Raw genomic sequence first — 19,412 nt, forward strand, 5'->3', positions numbered from 1 at the left:
ATGATCCTCGTATTTGTACGGGGATATCTAACCCCTAACCCAATCATTATTACCATTTCTGACATTTTAATTGAACTTCCTAAACATTCAAACTGCGGTATTGCTACCCTCTTCATTTTTTTAGAAAAAACGAAGCAAAAAAGCGTCATGGCTCTCGAATCGCGTTGCTTTCAAGGGCGTTCGCCATGACATGGGCGCACATTCGTGCGATCAATAACAGGAAAAGCATAAGTATCGTTTACGATACCCTTCATCAATCGTACACAGTACGCTTCTGACACTACGAACACCCTTGAAAGCGGAGCGATTTGAGAGTAGTGTCGACTTTTGCATACTTTTCTAGAAAAGTATGAGGGAAATAACGCCACAGTTATGGATGGTTAGGAAGTTCAGTAAAACTTTCAAAAGTCTCATCATGCTTAGCAAGAAAATTCACAAATCAAGTTGAAGATACAAACTTCCACTATTCCGTCATCATCGTATACGGCCGCTTCAACTTCTCCGTTAACTGATGCATACTGACCGAGCGTCCTTCTCTGGCAAACTCGTGTCCGTCCATGAAAACGATCATCGTAGGGACTGAAAAGACTTGAAAGTGTGCGGAGATCTGCGGGTTTTCATGCGCATCCAAATAGATCTGTTTTAGCAGAGGAAAGTGTTCATCAAAGACCTCTTTGAACTTGGGTCTGAGTGCATGGCAGACACTACAGTGTTCTCCGGAGAAATAGAGTAAAACCCCTACTTCACTTTTTATCGTGTTTTGCAGTTCTTCGAGTGTCATAGATTATCCTTGAATCATTTATAAAATTATAACTTTTACGAACTGCAACTCAGCTTCTGATTTTTAAATGCATCCGGGGTAGCTCCTGCCCATCTTTCATGTGCCTCATGTTCGGCATAGGGACCCTGTGCTATCTTGAACAAGGTATCCACCACACTAAAGTCACCCTTTTCCGCCGCTTCAATGGCTTCCTGGAGCATATAATTTTTGAGTACGAACTTTGGGTTGGTCTGCAACATCACATTGCGTCTCTCTTCAGTAGTGGAGGTATTTGCTTTGAGTCTCTCATCATACCTGTCCAGCCACTCATTCATAGGCTTATGGTACAGACCCAGTTCCAACAGAGCTGTTCTCTCTCCCTCATAACGGCTGAGTGTTCTAAAGAAAAGTGTATAGTCTATAGCGAGTCCCTGCATCATCCCCAATAATTGTTTGATAAGTTCCAGGTCCTCATCTCTCAGAACATCCAAGCCTAACTTGTGACCCATCACTTCAAGATATCTACTGGTGTAGAGCTCTGCATAGTGTGCCAATGCTTTTTCCAACTTGAATAGTTGGACCATCGGTGAGAGAGTATGCATCAGTGCCTGCAGGTTCCATTCCCCTATATTGGGCTGATTTCCAAAGCTGTAACGTCCGCCCTGGTCCGTATGGTTGCAGATATAGTCATAGTCATAGTCATCCAGGAAGGCATAGGGACCATAGTCTATGGTAAGCCCTGCGATAGACATATTGTCTGTGTTCATCACGCCGTGGTTAAAGCCTACGGCCTGCCACTCGGCCATAAGTCTGGCTGTTTTGGTTACGACTTCTGTAAAGAACTGCAGATATTTGTTCGGTACATCTGTCAGGTGCGGGTAACTCTCCGCGATCGCATAGTCAGCCAAAGCTTCCAACTCTTCATATCGCTTTTTATGTGCAAAGTACTCAAAGGTACCAAAACGTATCCATGAGGGAGAGACACGAAGCACGATGGCCCCGGTCTCCCACTTTTCTCTGTATACTTTGTGCTCTGAACCTATGAGAGCCAGGGCTCTTGTACTTTCTATACCCAGTCCATGCATCGCTTCGCTCATCAGATACTCACGGATGGAAGAGCGAAGTACCGCACGCCCGTCACCGAAACGTGAGTAACGTGTCTGGCCTGCCCCTTTAAGCTGCAGGTGCCACTGTTTGATCGTCCCTATGTTGATGGCCCGTCCGTCTCCCAGACGTGGGACAAAGTGTCCGAACTGATGCCCTGCATAACACATCGCAAAAGGATCTGACCCTGTAAGTTCCCATGCACCATTGACGAATTCAACAAAAGCATCACTGTAGAGCTCTTCGCAGTCTATATCCAACAGCTTGGCCACTTCTTCATTGGCATGGATCAAAAAAACATTCTCCAGTGGTGTAGGCTTGACTCTTGTATAGCACTCTTCCGGTAATGCCAGATAGGGATTGGTCAGTTTTATTTCATTCAGTTTCATAGTTAAATTCTACACAGCAGGGCTTTGATGCTACTTAAGCCAAATAGGAGTATAATCACACAATTCAATTTGTAAGGAATCACGAATGGGTAGAGCGTTTGAATACCGTAAAGCAGCGAAAATGAAAAGATGGGGAACCATGTCAAGACTTTTCCCAAAATTAGGAAAGATCATCACTATGGCAGCCAAAGAAGGCGGTCAGGATCCTGACATGAACCCTAAACTGCGTACAGCGATTCTCAATGCCAAAGCGCAAAATATGCCTAAAGACAACATCGATGCAGCGATCAAAAGAGCTTCGGCAAAAGATGCTGCGGATATCAAAGAGTTGACATATGATGTCAAAGCTCTACATGGTGTGCAGATGATCGTAGAGTGTGCAACAGACAACAATACAAGAACGGTTGCCAATGTCAAGGCCATACTTACCAGAAACGGTGGAGAGATGTTGACATCGGGTTCATTGAACTTCATGTTCACACGTAAATGTGTGTTTGTATTTAACAAAACGGAAGATATGGACCTCGAAGAGCTGGAATTAGAACTCATTGACTTTGGTTTGGAAGAGATAGAAGAAGATATCGAGCCTCAAGAGGTAGGTGATGATATCAAGATCGTCAGAGTGTATGGTGATTTTACTGCATTTGGTGAACTGAGTAAAGCATTGGAAGATATGAATATAGAAGTGAAAAAAGCGACACTTGAATATATTGCCAATACGCCGATAGAGCTCAGTGACGAACAGATGGAAGAGGTCGATACGCTGATCGATAAACTTGAAGAAGATGAAGACGTGCAATCTGTCTTTACAAATATCGCCTAAAGCCTCATATATCTCATAATACTTACGATAGAGACAGAGGGAAAAGCATATCCGTCATGGTGGATATGCTTAGGAGAGTGGAGCTTTTCTTAATAAAATGTCATCAATAGATGCGGTGAATCCTCATCAATATAGATCCCTGCAGTATCAGACTGTGCCATATGATGTGCCGATGCACTTGATGCCAAACCGATAGCCAAAAGCAATAGTGTTGCTAATCTTTTCATATCAATCCTTATTCAATTAAAATGTCATCAAAAGATGCGGTGAATCTTCATCGATATAGATACCTGCAGTATCAGACTGTGCCATGTGATGTGCCGATGCACTTGATGCCAAACCGATAGCCATTAGTAATAGTGTGATTAATTTTTTCATTCTTTGAATCCTTTCTTTTTTAAAGATGAGGAAGTATAGAATAAAAGTATGAAGAGAGTGTGAAGAGATATCGGATAGTGTTGTGTGATGATCACAGCCTGGATAGTCTGTGATCATAGAGAGAGGAAAAGCTTACTGTTCGTGTTGTTCTACGAACGCCTCGTAGCCGCCTTCAAAATCGATCATCGTCCCATCTTCGTTGAGTTTGATGATACGGTTTGCAAATGCATCGATGAGTTCTCTATCGTGAGAAACACAGATCGCACCCCCCTGGTAGTTATGTAACGCTTCGCCTAAAGCAACGATCGCCTCAAGGTCCAAGTGGTTGTTCGGCTCATCCATCACGAGGAAGTTCGAAGCATCCATCATGATCTTGGAAAGCATGACACGGTGTTTTTCCCCACCTGAACATGCATTCACTTTCTTTTTCTGCTCTTCACCGCTAAAAAGCATACGACCCAAGGTTTTTCTAATATCATCGATATGCCATTTAGGATCAAACCCTTGTATCCACTGTGGCAACTCTTCATCACCTACGACAAGGTCTGTCGTATTTTGCGGGAAGTAACTGGTGGTAATGGTCTGTCCCCATTTAAACGTACCAGCATCAGGTTCGACATCTCCCATAAGAATTTTAAGCAGCGTGGTTTTTCCTACACCGTTGGTACCGATCAAGGCAATTTTGTCACCTTTGTTTACCTTGAAAGTAAGATTTTCAAAAACGGTTTCCCCTTCATAGCTTTTGGAAAGTCCTTCCACTTCAAGTACTTCATTACCGATCTCTCGGTGTGCCTTGAACATAATGGAAGGGTCACGTCTTGATGAGAGTTTGATCTCACTGACATCGAGTTTGTCCAATTGCTTTTGACGGCTGGTTGCCTGTTTCGCTTTGGAGGCATTTGCAGAGAATCTCGCGATGAACTTTTCAAGCTCGTCTTTCTCTTTCAGTGCCTTGCCTCTATCTGCTTCTGCCTGTTTGGCGATAAGGTTGGCTGCAATGTACCACTCATCATAGTTCCCTGTAAACTCACGGATATTCTGGAAATCAAGATCAAGAATGTGTGTCACGACACCGTTAAGGAAGTGTCTGTCGTGAGAGATCACAAGCAGTGTACCTTCATGACGTTTCAGTTCATTTTCCAACCATGTGATCGTATCCATATCCAGGTTGTTCGTAGGCTCATCCAGAAGCAATACATCTGGTTTGAGGAAGAGTACCTGTGCAAGGAGGATCTTGAATTTGTCCCCTCCCGTCAGCGTAGACATCAGATCATCATGTTGTGATGCGGGAAAACCTAGCGCTTCAAGCAGTTTTTCTATCTTGACATCTGATTCATAGGTAGGGTCTTCATCTGCACAGATCATTTCAAGTTCGGCCAAACGGTTGTTGACCTCATCACTCTCAAAGTCACCTTCCATGTAGAGTTTCTCTTTCTCTTTTTGTGCATCAAAAAGTTTTTTGTTTCCATAGAGTACGGCATCTTTGAGCGTATAATTTTCAAACGCATACTGGTTTTGACTCAAAACACCCAGTTTGAGTCCAGGCTGAAGCTGTACTTCACCGTCACTTGGTTCTATCTCACCCGAAAGAATTTTGAGGAATGTTGACTTTCCTGCACCGTTTGCCCCGATCAGGCCATAACGCTTCCCTGCATCTAAAGTGATATTGATCTTATCAAAAAGCACTCTTTTTCCATAGCGCTGTGTTAAATTGACTGTACTAAGCATATCTGATCCTTGTAAATAATGATTGGAATTTTAACATAATGGTCTGAAAGTGGCAGAAAGTATGGGTGAAAGGGTCTTTATCACCATAAAACCCTTTAGCCAGAGAAGATCAATCAAGCAGATCGATAATATTTTCAATAGGACGACCGATAGCCGCTTTGCCATCTTTGATCACGATAGGTCTCTCGATGAGCTTGGGATTTTCTACCATGGCCTCTATGAGTTTCTCCTCATCTGTCTCTTCTTTCAGATTCAACTCTTTATAGAGATCCTCTTTGGTCCGCATCAGTTCTCTAGCCGAGATACCCAGCATTTTAAGCACTGCTTTTAGTTCCTCTCTGCTCGGAGGTGTATCCAGGTATTTGACGACCTCTGCTTCAATACCTTTTTCTTCTAAAAGTGCCGCTGCGTTTCTTGATTTTGAGCATCTTGGGTTATGCCATATGGTTACATTTGCCATAATATTCTCCTTTGCTATGTAATGTGACTATCTTTTTATCTACCCCGTTAATAAGCGTTTTATCTTTACCTGTATACGCTATGTTCAAGAGTAAGTACCGGATAGCATTGAGGCGTGCTCTTTTTTTGTCATTGGCATCCAGTTCACACCAAGGGGCATGCTCTGTACCGGAGAGTTTGAACATTTTATCACGTAACACTGCATAGGTATCATAGGCATCCAGTGACAGGTAGTCCAATTTAGAAAGTTTCCAGCCTTTAAGCGGATCATTTTCTCTGTCTTTAAGACGCTTTTTTTCTGTTTCATGTGTGATGTTCAAATAAAACTTGAAAATCAACACACCATCATCTATCAGCATCTCCTCTACACCGTTCACCTGTCTGTAAAAGTGATCATGTTGTTCTTGTGTACAGAAACCGAAGACCTGTTCTATGCCGGCTCTATTGTACCAGCTTCTGTCAAAAAATACGATCTCACCGGCATTGGGTATCTGTTTTAAATGACGCTGGAAATACCACTGCCCCAACTCTTTTGAGTTTGGTTTGGGCAGGGCGACCGAACGCGCTTCTCTCGGGTTGAGATAGTTATTGAACTCTTTAATGCTGGAGCTTTTTCCTGCCGAATCCATACCTTCGAAGATCACTAAAACTCTTTTGTTGTTATCGATCACCCATTTTTGAAATTTGACCAGTTCATACTGAAGCCTAAGGGCCTCTTTTTCATAAAAGTCTCGTTCTATCTTTCCAGACTTCTTGAAAACTTTGGAAGGCTTCTTCTGATACTCTGGAAGCTCTTTTGTATAGATAATCTTTTGTTTAGTCATCTTTATCTCCGTTCAGGCCTTTAGGGATACACTTGTTGGTCTGCGCACCCATTTCTTTGAGTTGTTCCACTTGTCTTACAAGGTTTCCTTTACCGTCACTCAATTTGTTTCGCGCGGCAGAGAAACTGTTCTGTATACCGTCGATCTGTTTGGATATTTTCATCAGGTCTTCAGAGAAACCGACAAACTTGTCATACATGGCACCTGCTCTTCTGGCTATCTCTTGCGCATTTTGGTTTTGACGTTCATATTTCCAAACATTTTCAACCGCTCTCATTGCTACCAGCAGTGTGGTCGGTCCGACAAGCAGTATCTTGTTTTTAAAAGCATTGTCATAAATACTGCTGTCATGTTCCAGTGCCACAGCCAGGGCACCCTCTATAGGCATGAACATAAAAATGAAATCCAAGGTATTGACCTCTTTGAGTCGTTCATAATTCTTGTTGGCAAGTCCTTCGACATGTGCTCTGATGGAATTTAAGTGTGTAGCAAGATGCAACGCTCTGGCATCATCATCTCCGGCATTCACGAAACGTTCATAGGCTACAAGCGACGTCTTCGCATCAATGATCACATCTCTCTTGTCCGGTAGATGTACCACTACGTCCGGTCGCAGGATCTCATTTTCATCCGTACGCAGACTCACTTCACGTTCAAATTCATATCCTTTACGCAGTCCTGAAGCTTCCAGTACACTTTCAAGTACCATTTCACCCCAGACGCCCTGCCGTTTGCTGTCACCTTTGAGTGCATTGGTAAGATTGATCGCATCTTTACTGATCTTTTTATTGAGCTCTTTGAGTGAATTGATCTCATTTTTCAACACTGCCCTGTCCTGGCTCTCCGTGTTATAGGTGTCCGCTACCTGTTTTTTAAACTCTGAGATCTGTGTTTGAAGCGGTTTGATCATGTTGTCCAGGTTCTCTTTGGAGAACTCTGCGAACTTTTGGGAATTTCCGTCAAACACTTTTTTGGCCAGCGCTTCCAACTCATCTTTGATCTCTTTTTTATGGTTGAGCATCATCTCTTTTTGAGAGGATGCATGCCTCTCTTCACTCTCAAGCTTCATCAGTAAACGTGCATTGTTCGTGCGGTACTTACTGTTCTCCTCAAGGATGGCGTCCTGACGGCCTTTAAGCATATTATGCTCTTCTAACAGTGCTGCATGGACCCCTTGGGCACTTTCAAGCTGTGCTTTTGTCTGGCTGAGTGTTTTTTCCAATTCATTGTATTTCCCTTGTAAATTGGTCAGTGTTTCATTGGTCGACCTCAGTGCCTCTTTCGTTTCTGAAAACTGTTGCAACTCCTGCTCATTGCTTGCATTTTTGATCTTATAGGCTTGAAGCTCATGCTCCAATGCAGAGATATATTCCGTTTTCTCCTGGTTATCGACCTTGGTGTTCCAAAACCTGTCTTTGTATATTTTGACCTTCATGGCAGACACTACGACTACAAGCACAATGACCAGGAGTACGACCAGTGCCAGACCTGCCATCAGCATTAATGTAGAATCATTCTCTATTTTCATCACTAACTCTTGCATACTTATCCTTGAATCATGTCATAGTCTATAGGGTAATTACATTTCATGCTTTGTGCAGGTAAATTTCCTTTTCCATACCGCATCTGTTTGAAGAGTATCTGTACTTTGTTATCCAGGTCATCAAAATAGGCGATACTGTGCAGTTTTTTTTGTGCATCGACCTGTATGGTATATTTTTTATTTTCATACTCTGCTACATAGATATTTTTACGGTGCAGTTTTGCTTGTTTTACTATCTTGGCAATATGGATTCCGTTTGATATACGATAGGCAGAAACCTGCTCCAGATCATGATCTACCACAAGCAGCTCCAAGCCATCGGTACATACCTCTTTTTGTGTAGGTTCTTTATAGCTCCATTTGAAAAGTGTCTCATTGGAGAAACGTACGTTGCCGCTGTAGGTGATCACTTTGTTTTTTGTATTGGTGATTGTCTGTATGAAATCTGCTTGGAAATTTTCTGGCAGTTCTATGCTTGCAGAGAGCAGAGAAGATGCCAATAACAGTAACGATAATAGTCTCATTCTTTTTCCTTTAATAACTTGAAATATACCAAAATAGCACTTGTACCGTGTTAATATCTGTCATATTGTCATAAAATTGTGAAACAAGCGTGTGAAGCACTCACCTTTTCTTTACGGAATATTAATCGCTATTTGGATAAAATAATCCTAATTTATGCAAAGGCACAACCTACAATGATAAAAAGCGTACTTAAACTCTTTGGCACACAAAATGACAAGATCGTAAAAAACTACCTCAAAAAAGTAAAAAACATCAATCAACTTGAACCTCAATATGAAGCGTTGGATGATGAAGCACTCAGAGCTGCATTTGAAACATTGAAAAATGAAGTGCAAAGTGGCACCAAAACACTCGATGATGTACTGTATGACTCTTTTGCCATCACCAGAGAAGCGGCGAAACGGGCTTTAGGGATGAGACATTATGATGTACAGATGGTCGGGGGACTGGTACTCAACGACGGGAACATTGCAGAGATGAAAACAGGTGAAGGTAAAACACTTGTAGCCACACTGGCTGTCGTGCTTAATGCTATGACAGGGAAAGGTGTACATGTCGTAACGGTCAATGACTACCTTGCAAAAAGAGACTCCGAAGAGATGGGTCAGCTCTATGCGTTTCTAGGATACAGCGTCGGATGCATTACGGCGGACATCCATGATGATATGGGTAGAAAAGCGCAGTACGCTGCGGATATCACCTATGGTACGAACAACGAGTATGGTTTTGACTACCTTCGTGACAATATGAAGGTAAGAGTGGAAGAAAAAGTACAGCGAGAACACCATTTCGCTATCGTGGATGAAGTAGACTCCATCCTGATAGATGAAGCCAGAACACCGCTGATCATCTCAGGACCAACACAGCGTGACCATAACCATTATGCCCGTGCAGATGCCATTGCCAAGCAGATGGTACGCGGAGAAAAGATAGACACAAAACCGGGTGAACCGGAGCAGACCACGGGTGACTTCATCGTCGATGAGAAGAACAGAACCATAGTCATGACAGAAGACGGGCTGCAAAAAGCGCAAGATCTCTTTGAAGTAGAAAATCTTTACAATCTGGAAAATGCTGTACTTTCGCATCACCTTGACCAGGCGCTCAAAGCACACTACATCTTTGAAAAAGATGTCGACTATGTCGTACAGAACAATGAGATCATCATCGTGGATGAGTTTACAGGGAGACTCTCTGAGGGGCGTAGATATTCGGAAGGATTGCACCAGGCACTCGAAGCCAAGGAAGGTGTAGAAGTGCAGGAAGAGTCACAGACTCTGGCAGAGATCACCTACCAAAACTACTTCAGACTCTATGATAAACTTGCCGGTATGACAGGTACGGCACAGACTGAAGCTACGGAATTCTCACAGATCTATAACCTGGATGTCATCTCCATACCGACCAATCTGCCTGTTGCCAGACTGGACAAAAATGACCTGATCTATAACACGGAACGTGAAAAGATGGACGCTGTGGTAAGCCGGATCAAAGAGCTCAATGAAAAAGGACAGCCCGTACTCATAGGTACGGCTTCCATAGAAAAGTCTGAAATGATCCATGAGAGACTCAAAAAAGAGAAGATCGCGCACAACATCCTCAATGCGAAAAATCATGCACAAGAAGCAGAGATCATCGTCAATGCCGGACAAAAAGGTGCAGTAACCGTTGCTACCAATATGGCAGGTCGCGGGGTTGACATCAAGATCGAGGATGAAGTAAGAAGCCTTGGCGGGCTCGTGATACTGGGTACAGAGCGTCATGAGAGCAGACGTATAGACAATCAGCTCAGAGGTCGTTCCGGACGTCAGGGGGACCCGGGAGAGAGTCAGTTCTTCCTCAGTCTTGATGACAACCTGCTTCGTATCTTCGGCGGGGAGAAGATCAGAAATATCATGAACAGACTTGGGGTTGAAGACGGCGAATACATTGACTCCAAGATCGTGACACGCTCGGTAGAGAAAGCACAGAAAAAAGTAGAGAACCAGCACTATGAGTCAAGAAAACATATCCTGGAATATGATGATGTGGCGAACCACCAAAGAAAAGCGATCTATGCATTCAGAAATCAACTCCTTGATCCACAGTTTGACATCGCTGCCAAGATCAAAGAGAACCGTGCAGAGTATATAGAGTACCTTTTAGGAGAAGCTGAGATCTTTGCAGGGATGCCTACGGAAGATTTTGATGTAGAGAGACTTGCTGCATTGATCAAAGAAGAGCTGCGTATTGAAGTGAAAAGTGAACAATTCAAAGAGAAAGAAATGGAAGCGCTCACTGCTATGATCACTGAAATGATGGAGAACCTCTACGAACGCAAAATGTCCCAGATCGACCCTGAACAAAGACAGGAGATAGAACGTATCTTATACCTCCAGGTGCTTGATCCTCAGTGGAGAGACCACCTGTATGAAATGGATGTACTTAAAACAGGTATCGGGCTTAGAGGGTACAATCAAAAAGACCCGTTAACGGAGTACAAACAGGACAGCTATAAACTCTTTACAGATCTTGTCTCACGTATCAAGATAGAAGCGGTCAAAGTACTTCAGCTTGTACAGTTTGACTTTGAATCGCCTGAGGAAGAGGAAGCTGCAGTGGAGCAGATCAGAGAAGAGTTAGAGAACGATGTTGCCAATACGACACTCAACCAGTCTTTTGAAGAAGGTGTCATTGCTGAAGATTCATCAAAACTCAGTCCTATCACAGGCACAAAAAAACCAAAAAGAAATGATCCGTGTCCCTGCGGTTCGGGTAAAAAATATAAAAACTGTTGTGGACAGAGCGGACCTAAAAAAGGTCTTTTGGCATAATGTCCACACCTGCCAGAATCTCCTCGCCTAATAAAAAGTTTATTAGGCATATCATCAAACACTACCTCAAATATGATAAAGAGAACCCTTTTATCTTTATCTCTGCAATGTTGGCTTTCTTGGGTATCGCTGCAGGTGTAATGGTACTGATGATCGCCATGGGGATCATGAACGGGACACAAAAAGAGTTCACCAAAAAACTTTTTGTGATGAACTACCCTCTGACCATACTTCCACTGGAAGAAGATACCGTCAATGATGCACTGATCACTAGATTGGGAGAAAAGTTTCCCCATCTTCAGTTCAGTCCCTATTATACCACTCAGGTCATCACAAAAAATGACGGTGCCGTGCAAGGCTCTTTGGTCTATGGTGTGGATTTTGATAAAGAGAGCAAGATCAACGCCATCTTTAAAGAGGCAACAGGCCATGAAACAAGCAAGTTCAGGGTGGTGATAGGTGAAGGGCTCTCTTTTGAAATGAATGCGCCTAAAGGGGAAAAGGTCACACTCTATTTTTCAGAGCAGCAGGCTATCGGTTTTGGGACCATGCCGCTCCAAAAACGTTTTATCGTAGACGGTATTTTCAAATCCGGTCTTAAAGCCTATGACAAAGCGATCATGTATACCTCTTTGGAAGCGTTTGAAAAACTTCTGGACCGTAAACATGGAAGCTATGACGGTCTGCATATCTATACCGAAAATCCTCTGGATGAGATAGACGCCATACGAAGCGTACTGCCTGAAATGGTCGTCATAGAAGGCTGGTGGCAGCAGAACGGAAATTTCTTTGCAGCGATGGAAATGGAAAAAAAGGCGCTCTTCCTGGTGTTGCTTCTTATCATCCTTGTCGCCTCGCTCAATATCATCTCTTCTTTGCTGATGACAGTGATGAGCCGAAGAAGAGAGATCGCCCTGATGCGTACACTGGGTGCCACGAAAGTAGAGATCAAAGCGATCTTCTTTAGATTAGGCCTTATTATAGGGAGTGCGGGTATCGTAGCGGGTACCCTCCTTGGCGGACTGGGTATCTGGGTACTCACAACCTTTGACATCATCTCCATGCCTGCGGATGTTTACGGTACTTCGAAACTGCCGGTTGATCTGACGTTCCATGATTTTGGATTGATCATACTAGGTACCAGTATCATTATACTGCTTTCTGCCCTCTACCCTGCAAAAAAAGCATCTCAGACGGACCCTTTAACGGTACTCAGAAATGAGTAATATAAAAGTGCGTCCCATCAGACAAATCCACCATTCTATTCGTTGATGATATGCTCCGGTGACTCCAGTGCTCTTTTGAGTATTTTGAGAGGTAATGAGAGTATATCCCCGCCCGCGGATGTCTTGACCTTTGGATCGTCTAATGTTCCTGTAATTTGGAGTCCGAAGGTCATACTCTTATCTTTTCCCATCAAAATATAACCTACCAGAGGCAAACTTCCTACCAGTTTACCCAACTCTCTTGCCGATTGGATAGCAAGATTGATATCGATGGTTTTTTTCTCAAGATCGATCTCTCCTGTTCCTGCGATCGTTGCCGATGTACCTTTAATATAAATGGAATCAAACAGGATCTTATCCTGTTTGATCATTCTATATTCGACGACTCCCTTCTCTATCGTAAAGCCTTTGTCGGAATAACCGGGGTTTTGTAAAGAGGCTAAGGCAGGTATGGTATTGATAAAGGCCAAAGTGTTATTGTAGACCTTGAAATCCTTCATCACCCCGCCCTCAACAATGATCTCACCTTGCATGGTCTTTTTAGGGTCACCTGAAAGTTTTAATGTATAGCGTCCATGCTGTAAACCCTTAAAATTTATAAGGGGATGCAGTGCATTATCCTGTATACGCAATGCCCGTATAGAGAAGATATCTTTCTCTTTAGAAAATTTGATAATATCTCCGGCTGAACTTCCTATGGCCTGAATGTCTCCATTGGGTTTCACTTCCACATCGTAACTGTCCGTCACCAAGCTATACTCACCATATCTTAATTGGCTGTTCTCACCTAAAATGATCAAACTTTTTGCTTCTTTGGTGTCATCCTTTTTCGTCGTCTTTTCGCTTTTTTCTTTTTCTGCTTCTAGCGTCAAGAATTTTTCAAGATCAAAATTGAGGTTGGTGAGTTTAATGCGTGAATTGGCTTTACTGTAATAAAAACGTTTATCAAAAGCATAGAAATCCAACGCATTGGATGTGACGGTACCCTCAAAAGGCACTCTTGTTTTACATTGATCATCTTTTTCATAAAGAAAACATGATTCCCTTTTCAACATGCCATCAAAGGTATAGGTGTTAAAATCTTTTGTTTTAATATTTACTTTCCCGCCATTCTCAATGGGACCTGGATCCGGCAGATAGGGTTTGATCTTATTCAGGTCACTCAACTGGATGGAGGTTTCATTGCTCTCATTGGTAAGTTTCATAGAGAGCTTGGGTATCTTGATATGGATATTTTTCTCATAGTTGAGTGTAAAAGGCAGTGTTTTATTCTCTAAGTTAAAAAATGTCTCTTTTTCATCTCCAAGCGTGATACGCTTGGCATCAAAGATGAAATCTGCTTTTTTCTTTTGCATATCCAACGTACCATCGAGCTTGCCTTCATAGAACGTATCTTCCAAATAGATATTTTTAAATGTGATCAGGCCTTTGTGATACTGTACATTCCCTCTTACGATAGGAAGTTTGACTTTTTCCAGTAATACATCGCCTCTATCAAAATCCACATTGACAAAATAATCCTGATAACTGTTCTTCAAGGCCAGATCTGCCATGAACAACACATTGACTTTCCCGCTTTGCTGATCCAGGGGCAACACAATATCATAGGCTTTAAGTAAGTTCTGCATGGTGACGTCAAACCGGTGATCGGCTTTTATTTTCAGTTTTAGGTTCGTGTCTGCATTAAGTAGATTGAGTATGCTTACCTTGCTGCCATCTAAACTGATGCCTTCATAGGTCGGCTCCTTCAGGTCAAAATAGAGTCCGCCATTGTGATAGGTCAATAGTAAACTTGGGGCTAAAACCGGCGGCAGGTTCTCTTTAAAATGTATGTGCGTATCTGAAAAGAGCACTTCGCCGTTCAGTGCATCAAAGTCCATTTTAAAGGTGCCGTTTTCCAAGCTTCCTTTACCCGTCAAGGAGCGCAGTGTATAATGGTCTGCTTTGACCTTATCGACGATCCAGCTTCGCACACTTTCCCTAAGATCAAACATATCAACGATACTTTTCAGATCACGGAAACTGTCACTCTCCAGTCCAAAATCGATCTTATTGCCATCTTTGATCGCGTGAAATCTTCCCAATGCATCATAAAGTTTAAAAAAGCCTTCTGTTGACAATATCTTTTCATGCAGATCGTAGGTCAGTTTTCCACTCATCGTTACATTATGTTTTTTCAAAAAAAGCAGAGGGATCGTTGCTTTTAACATCTTCCCTTCACGTTTTGCTGAGCCTATGATCTCATACTCTTTACTTGAAAGCCCTAAGAAATCATCCTTAAATCTAATACTCATGGTGTTATTATTGAAGGTGATATTTTTCACTACGATGGATTCGAAAAAGGTTAGTAGATATTTGATACGCTCAAATGTCTCATGTACACTGCTAAAAGAAGGTTTGGCTTTACTCTGGGGGAGAATGACATGATCCGCTTTTACTATAAGCTTTTTATCGAGTTTAATGTATAATCCCTCTACATTGTAACCAGCGACTTTAATGGTATCCAATTTGATACCTACCATTAGCCACATAAAAAAAGCGATAAAAAGGACCACCAGGAAGATGAGTGTATTACGTAAAAGCACATGGATAGCATGGGCAGAAAACATTATACTGGTTTTGATCATCTCTTTCGCCTTTTATACAACACTGCCCATTCAAACAACGCGGACACTTTTAGTACCGCAGGGATCTATTACGCACATTATATCACAGCTGACACAAAAAGGGTATGCCTTAAGCCCTATAGATACATATATTTTGGTCTTTCTGGGGAAACCTCAAAGCGGTTGGGTCGATATAGGTGCAACCCGTTTGAACCGTATCGATTTTTTATATAGACTGACCACGGCCAAAGCCAAAATGGAAGAGATCACACTGATCCCGGGTGAAACCACGGAACTCTTCTTCACTTCCGTAGCGGCTGACCTGAATCTTGATAAAACAAAACTGGACGCCTATTATCAAGAGTTTTCGCACTACCCTGAAGCGGGTATCTATGCAGATACCTATTATGTACCTTACGGTATCAGTGAAAAACATTTTATCCATTTTCTTCTTTCTGCCTCTGAAAAAAAATATAAAGAGATCTCTGAAAAGATCTATGGAACCTATAATAAAAAACAGTGGTTAAATGTACTCATTGTTGCGTCTATCATCCAAAAAGAAGCGGCCAATACAGAAGAGATGCCCGTCGTTTCATCTGTGATCTATAACCGTCTTAAGAAAGGTATGCCTCTGCAAATGGACGGGACACTGAATTACGGTAAATATTCTCATGTCAAAGTCACTCCGGAACGCATTAAAAATGACACAAGCAGATTTAACACGTACAAATATAAAGGGCTGCCTCACATGCCTATAGGTGCCGTCTCTTTTAATGCGATCATCGCAGCGATCAAGCCGGCAAAGACCGACTACCTTTACTTTATGAAAAATGACAAAGGGGTACACGACTTTACGCACAGCTATAAAACGCATCGTAAAAATATTCAAAAAGCACGCTGATCTAGAACCACAGAAACTGAACGATATTCAACACGATCATGCCTATAAATCCTATACGGCATACAAGAAGCGGATTTCTCTCCAGAATAGATGTACTTTTATCAAAGTAGGGTTTGACTTTCAAGGGATTACTGACTTCGTACTGCATTTCTGAGTAGTTTCTGTAACGTTGATCCGTATCGGTATCCAGCGCTCTCAGGATCACACTCTCAAACCATGCAGGGATTTTAGGGTTGAGTTTACCTGGTGCTTTGATACGCTTTTCAAAAGAGGGATTTTGAAAAGGCTCTATCTCTCCGAACGGAAACTTGTGTGTCAGTACTTCATACAGTGTCACACCTATGGCATAGATCTCTGTCTGTTCATTGACCGGTGCTTGTTTAAAACGCTCCGGTGCCAGGTATGAAGGTGTACCTGCCCGTGTCACATTGGAGTAGGCTTCAGTGATACTTCCAAAGTCCACCATTTTAAATACCAATTTGCCTTTACGTTCTGTCACAATGATATTTTCAGGCTTGATATCCCCATGGACCAGGTCGTATTTCATAAGGAAATTCGACATCTTGAGCAAAAAGATGGCCAATGCAACACTCAAATCCACTGAGAGCGGTTTTTTGGCACTGTACGCTTTAAGTGTCTGACCTTCTATGAAACTCATAATGTAGTAACGGTGTGTACGATTTTTAGGGATCACTGCTTTTGGGAAAAAACCTGCTTTGAGTCTCTTTGCCATCCAAGCTTCTTTTACAAACAGGTCGAGTATCATCTCATCATCCATCGCTTCATACGGTATGAACTTGATCACATACTTGAATCCCCGTTTTTCACAAAGCCAGGTACGTTCGTTTTGGATCAATGGCTTGATGAGTGTGTAGCCATCGATCACTTCACCCGCTTTATAATGCTCACGTACCATAAGGTCACTTTGTTTCAGTCTGAACCGGGGATCCACCTCTTTGATCTCAAGTACAATGGCTGTAGTATCGTCAGGAAGATCATCATGATAGAGTTTACTTGCTTTTTTTACCAAAAAAGAGGCACCCATTTTCATATCTGCTCTCAGTTCATCTTCCGAAAGTTCATGATAGAGTCCATCACTGCAAAGCAGTATCATATCGCCTGCTAAAAGGTTATTTTCAAAATAGTAGGGTGAAACACTCTCCTCCAGTCCCATCGCTGCCATCAGTACATTTTCCATACCCTCTTCATCCATGATATGATCTTCAGAGAGTTGGGTCAGTTGCGCATCACCATCAATATTTCTATGTAAATAGATACGGCTGTCCCCAACATTTGCACCGTAGAGTCTGTCACCCTCTATTACGACAAGTGCGAGTGTCGTAACAAGTTCTTCACGGTCATATTCTGCCATCGAATCAAGATAGAGTACTCTGTTGATATTTTCTATAAAGTGTTTAATGGACTTTTCCATCGTCCAGCTTTTGGGTCTGTTCTTCAGCGCATTGATCAAAAAATTGGTCGTGTGTTTGGCTGCCTGTGCTCCCTGCAGCGCAGACCCCACACCATCACAGACCACGGCGACAGTAATGTTCTCCATTACTTTCACTTCAAAGAAATCATCCCCTTTGAGCTGTGTACCTTTAGCAAGTGTGAGTCCCGATGTTTCGATGCTTTGTTTTGACATAGGCTGCCTTTATGATTATTCTAAATTATATAATAGAAGTTATGACATAATTTAAAATAATATCGAAGAAAAAATAATCTCACTTGATGTGATAGATGCATGAACGTAATGTTCATGCTTGAGTTTAGAGTGTTTGCTAAAAATTTGAGGTTAGCTATAAGCTAATCAATGATTTTTTGTAAATGCCCTAGACTCAATGATGTATATTAATTTTATGATTTCTATTACATCAATTGAGATTCAGATCATACCGCCTGCTTTCAATCCCCACGTCGTTCTCCATCTGGTCTTCACAAGTGAGATGCCTGCGATCGCGACTAGAACCACTGCTGCAAATATCATAAATCCTGCAGTATACCCGTCAAAAGCACCTTTTGACCAACCCAGGGTCTTGATCAGTGCAGTACCGCCGAGACCGCCGGCTGCACCGATGATCCCAGTCATAATACCGATATCTTTACCAAACCTTTGCGGGACCAGCTGGAAGACTGCTCCATTTGCCATACCCAAGTTTGCCATGATAAGAAAAAGCACCACGATGGCCAAGCCAAACGGCAATGCAATGGTAGCATTTACCACAGCCAGTGCTGCAACCGTACCAAAGAAGATATAGAGTGATTTTACTCCACCCATTTTATCTGCAATGGCACCGCCTACTGGCCGAAGTACGGCACCTGAAAAAATACACAATGCACCAAAATAACCTGCAACGACTTTCACATTGTCCTCATCCAATATATCCAGTCCAAATGCGCTCATCTCTACCTGATAGGTGTTCATCAAATAGACTTTCATGTACCCTGCAAAACCTACAAACCCGCCAAAACTCACTGCATAGAAAAGATTGAACCACCAGGTATCCTTATCTTTAAGCAGTTTCCCGTAATCAGAGAGTTTTTTAGGTCTGGCTTTATAGACAGATTCCGGTGCATTTTTAGCTATGAATGCATAGGCTATCCATACTACGATAGCCATAACCGCACCCACCAGAAATACGGATTCCCAACCCCATTTTTCTGCGATCTTAGGCGCAAATAAGAAGTCAATGACCACACCGATGTTACCCGCTCCGGCAAGCCCAAGTACAACGCCTTGTAACTTAGGCGGATACCACTGACCCGCCTGAGGAAGTGCCACAGCAAATGATGCTCCCGCAAAACCAAGCCCCAACGCTACGATAAGCAGGGCATTGTACGTAATGGTCTCACCCATAAAATATGCCATGAGAAGTGCTGCGATCACTACAGACTGTGCCATGAGCGCTGTCAGTTTTGCACCGAGCTTATCCACCCCGAAACCAAGTAGGATCCTTAACAGTGCACCAGATAAAATAGGAAGTGAAAGCAGTGTGGCTTTTTCGCCCGCTGTTATCATATAACCTGTCGCAGCCAATGCCTCACTGATCTCTGTAGAGAGCGGACCTAACATGGTCCAAACCATAAAACTCATATCAAAATATAAAAAAGCCATGAACAACGTAGGTGTATGTCCCTGCCCTTTCAACGCCTTAAATCCTGCCATTTTTTCTCCTCTCAGATGAATGATTCGTGAAGTATACAATGATAAGAGAGTCATATTTATTGATTTATGATTAATTTTTAACCATTTATTTTTTACATAAATATGGGCCAAAACCTACATTAAAATTATATATTCAAAACATATTGATTAAAAAATATACAATTATA

The 19,412-nt window shown here is 42.4% G+C and carries 16 protein-coding genes; 4 read left to right on the top strand and 12 right to left on the bottom strand.

Annotated elements, in window-relative coordinates:
• Positions 1-463: 463 nt before the first annotated feature.
• A complete protein-coding gene (locus LDM98_RS04970) occupies positions 464-781 on the bottom strand; it encodes a co-chaperone YbbN (protein ID WP_223898238.1) in 318 nt (105 codons plus the stop codon).
• Between the two features lie 35 nt (positions 782-816).
• Entirely contained in the window at positions 817-2,253 is a 1,437-nt protein-coding gene (locus tag LDM98_RS04975; protein WP_223898239.1) for a YdiU family protein, read from the bottom strand.
• An 85-nt stretch (positions 2,254-2,338) separates the two neighbouring features.
• Between LDM98_RS04975 and LDM98_RS04980 the strand changes: the two genes are divergently transcribed.
• Positions 2,339-3,076, top strand: coding sequence for a YebC/PmpR family DNA-binding transcriptional regulator (locus tag LDM98_RS04980; RefSeq protein ID WP_223898240.1), 738 nt, complete (start codon positions 2,339-2,341; stop codon positions 3,074-3,076).
• Between the two features lie 89 nt (positions 3,077-3,165).
• Here the strand turns inward: LDM98_RS04980 and LDM98_RS04985 are convergent, their stop codons facing one another.
• From LDM98_RS04985 to lolA, 7 genes are all read right to left on the bottom strand, one after another.
• Positions 3,166-3,303 (bottom strand): hypothetical protein, encoded by a 138-nt coding sequence (locus LDM98_RS04985; RefSeq protein WP_223898241.1) that lies wholly within the window; start codon positions 3,301-3,303, stop codon positions 3,166-3,168.
• Between the two features lie 16 nt (positions 3,304-3,319).
• Positions 3,320-3,454: a hypothetical protein gene (locus tag LDM98_RS11770; protein ID WP_255593283.1), complete on the bottom strand. Its 135-nt coding sequence runs from the start codon at positions 3,452-3,454 to the stop codon at positions 3,320-3,322.
• Between the two features lie 132 nt (positions 3,455-3,586).
• Positions 3,587-5,182 carry an ABC-F family ATP-binding cassette domain-containing protein gene (locus LDM98_RS04990; protein ID WP_223898242.1) on the bottom strand — a complete coding sequence of 532 codons (1,596 nt, stop codon included), beginning with the start codon at positions 5,180-5,182 and terminating at the stop codon, positions 3,587-3,589.
• A gap of 109 nt (positions 5,183-5,291) precedes the next feature.
• Complete coding sequence (gene arsC, locus LDM98_RS04995; RefSeq protein WP_223898243.1) at positions 5,292-5,642, bottom strand: arsenate reductase (glutaredoxin); 351 nt, start codon at positions 5,640-5,642, stop codon at positions 5,292-5,294.
• A complete protein-coding gene (gene ppk2 / locus LDM98_RS05000) occupies positions 5,617-6,465 on the bottom strand; it encodes a polyphosphate kinase 2 (protein ID WP_223898244.1) in 849 nt (282 codons plus the stop codon). Before ppk2 ends, arsC begins: the two co-directional genes overlap by 26 nt.
• The gene (rmuC, locus tag LDM98_RS05005; RefSeq protein WP_223898245.1) at positions 6,458-8,008 is read right to left on the bottom strand and encodes a DNA recombination protein RmuC; all 1,551 of its coding nucleotides are present in this window, start codon (positions 8,006-8,008) and stop codon (positions 6,458-6,460) included. The genes ppk2 and rmuC overlap by 8 nt, the downstream gene beginning before the upstream one ends.
• A gap of 2 nt (positions 8,009-8,010) precedes the next feature.
• A complete protein-coding gene (lolA, locus tag LDM98_RS05010; protein WP_223898246.1) occupies positions 8,011-8,532 on the bottom strand; it encodes a LolA-like outer membrane lipoprotein chaperone in 522 nt (173 codons plus the stop codon).
• 174 nt (positions 8,533-8,706) lie between these two features.
• On the opposite strand from lolA, the gene secA reads away from it, so the two are divergent.
• Complete coding sequence (gene secA, locus LDM98_RS05015; protein WP_223898247.1) at positions 8,707-11,346, top strand: preprotein translocase subunit SecA; 2,640 nt, start codon at positions 8,707-8,709, stop codon at positions 11,344-11,346.
• On the top strand, positions 11,346-12,572 hold the full coding sequence (locus LDM98_RS05020) for an ABC transporter permease (protein WP_223898248.1): 1,227 nt from the start codon (positions 11,346-11,348) through the stop codon (positions 12,570-12,572). The genes secA and LDM98_RS05020 overlap by 1 nt, the downstream gene beginning before the upstream one ends.
• 35 nt (positions 12,573-12,607) lie before the next feature.
• On the opposite strand, the gene LDM98_RS05025 is transcribed toward LDM98_RS05020, so the two are convergent.
• The gene (locus tag LDM98_RS05025; RefSeq protein WP_223898249.1) at positions 12,608-15,199 is read right to left on the bottom strand and encodes an AsmA-like C-terminal domain-containing protein; all 2,592 of its coding nucleotides are present in this window, start codon (positions 15,197-15,199) and stop codon (positions 12,608-12,610) included.
• On the opposite strand from LDM98_RS05025, the gene mltG reads away from it, so the two are divergent.
• Positions 15,135-16,079 (top strand): endolytic transglycosylase MltG, encoded by a 945-nt coding sequence (gene mltG, locus LDM98_RS05030; protein WP_223898250.1) that lies wholly within the window; start codon positions 15,135-15,137, stop codon positions 16,077-16,079. The genes LDM98_RS05025 and mltG overlap by 65 nt on opposite strands.
• A gap of 1 nt (position 16,080) precedes the next feature.
• Here the strand turns inward: mltG and LDM98_RS05035 are convergent, their stop codons facing one another.
• On the bottom strand, positions 16,081-17,724 hold the full coding sequence (locus tag LDM98_RS05035) for a bifunctional protein-serine/threonine kinase/phosphatase (protein ID WP_223898251.1): 1,644 nt from the start codon (positions 17,722-17,724) through the stop codon (positions 16,081-16,083).
• A 240-nt stretch (positions 17,725-17,964) separates the two neighbouring features.
• Complete coding sequence (locus LDM98_RS05040; protein ID WP_223898252.1) at positions 17,965-19,245, bottom strand: nitrate/nitrite transporter; 1,281 nt, start codon at positions 19,243-19,245, stop codon at positions 17,965-17,967.
• Between the last annotated feature and the right edge of the window lie 167 nt (positions 19,246-19,412).

Origin of the sequence: Sulfurovum sp. TSL1 (assembly GCF_019972135.1) — a bacterium.
Classification (GTDB): Bacteria; Campylobacterota; Campylobacteria; order Campylobacterales; family Sulfurovaceae; genus Sulfurovum.

What these genes read in the sequence shown, in the direction of transcription:
- LDM98_RS04970 (WP_223898238.1), bottom strand. Translation starts at nt 781, where the DNA reads ATGACACTCGAAGAACTGCAAAACACGATAAAAAGTGAAGTAGGGGTT.
- LDM98_RS04975 (WP_223898239.1), bottom strand. Translation starts at nt 2,253, where the DNA reads ATGAAACTGAATGAAATAAAACTGACCAATCCCTATCTGGCATTACCG.
- LDM98_RS04980 (WP_223898240.1), top strand. Translation starts at nt 2,339, where the DNA reads ATGGGTAGAGCGTTTGAATACCGTAAAGCAGCGAAAATGAAAAGATGG.
- LDM98_RS04985 (WP_223898241.1), bottom strand. Translation starts at nt 3,303, where the DNA reads ATGAAAAGATTAGCAACACTATTGCTTTTGGCTATCGGTTTGGCATCA.
- LDM98_RS11770 (WP_255593283.1), bottom strand. Translation starts at nt 3,454, where the DNA reads ATGAAAAAATTAATCACACTATTACTAATGGCTATCGGTTTGGCATCA.
- LDM98_RS04990 (WP_223898242.1), bottom strand. Translation starts at nt 5,182, where the DNA reads ATGCTTAGTACAGTCAATTTAACACAGCGCTATGGAAAAAGAGTGCTT.
- arsC (WP_223898243.1), bottom strand. Translation starts at nt 5,642, where the DNA reads ATGGCAAATGTAACCATATGGCATAACCCAAGATGCTCAAAATCAAGA.
- ppk2 (WP_223898244.1), bottom strand. Translation starts at nt 6,465, where the DNA reads ATGACTAAACAAAAGATTATCTATACAAAAGAGCTTCCAGAGTATCAG.
- rmuC (WP_223898245.1), bottom strand. Translation starts at nt 8,008, where the DNA reads ATGCAAGAGTTAGTGATGAAAATAGAGAATGATTCTACATTAATGCTG.
- lolA (WP_223898246.1), bottom strand. Translation starts at nt 8,532, where the DNA reads ATGAGACTATTATCGTTACTGTTATTGGCATCTTCTCTGCTCTCTGCA.
- secA (WP_223898247.1), top strand. Translation starts at nt 8,707, where the DNA reads ATGATAAAAAGCGTACTTAAACTCTTTGGCACACAAAATGACAAGATC.
- LDM98_RS05020 (WP_223898248.1), top strand. Translation starts at nt 11,346, where the DNA reads ATGTCCACACCTGCCAGAATCTCCTCGCCTAATAAAAAGTTTATTAGG.
- mltG (WP_223898250.1), top strand. Translation starts at nt 15,135, where the DNA reads ATGAGTGTATTACGTAAAAGCACATGGATAGCATGGGCAGAAAACATT.
- LDM98_RS05025 (WP_223898249.1), bottom strand. Translation starts at nt 15,199, where the DNA reads ATGATCAAAACCAGTATAATGTTTTCTGCCCATGCTATCCATGTGCTT.
- LDM98_RS05035 (WP_223898251.1), bottom strand. Translation starts at nt 17,724, where the DNA reads ATGTCAAAACAAAGCATCGAAACATCGGGACTCACACTTGCTAAAGGT.
- LDM98_RS05040 (WP_223898252.1), bottom strand. Translation starts at nt 19,245, where the DNA reads ATGGCAGGATTTAAGGCGTTGAAAGGGCAGGGACATACACCTACGTTG.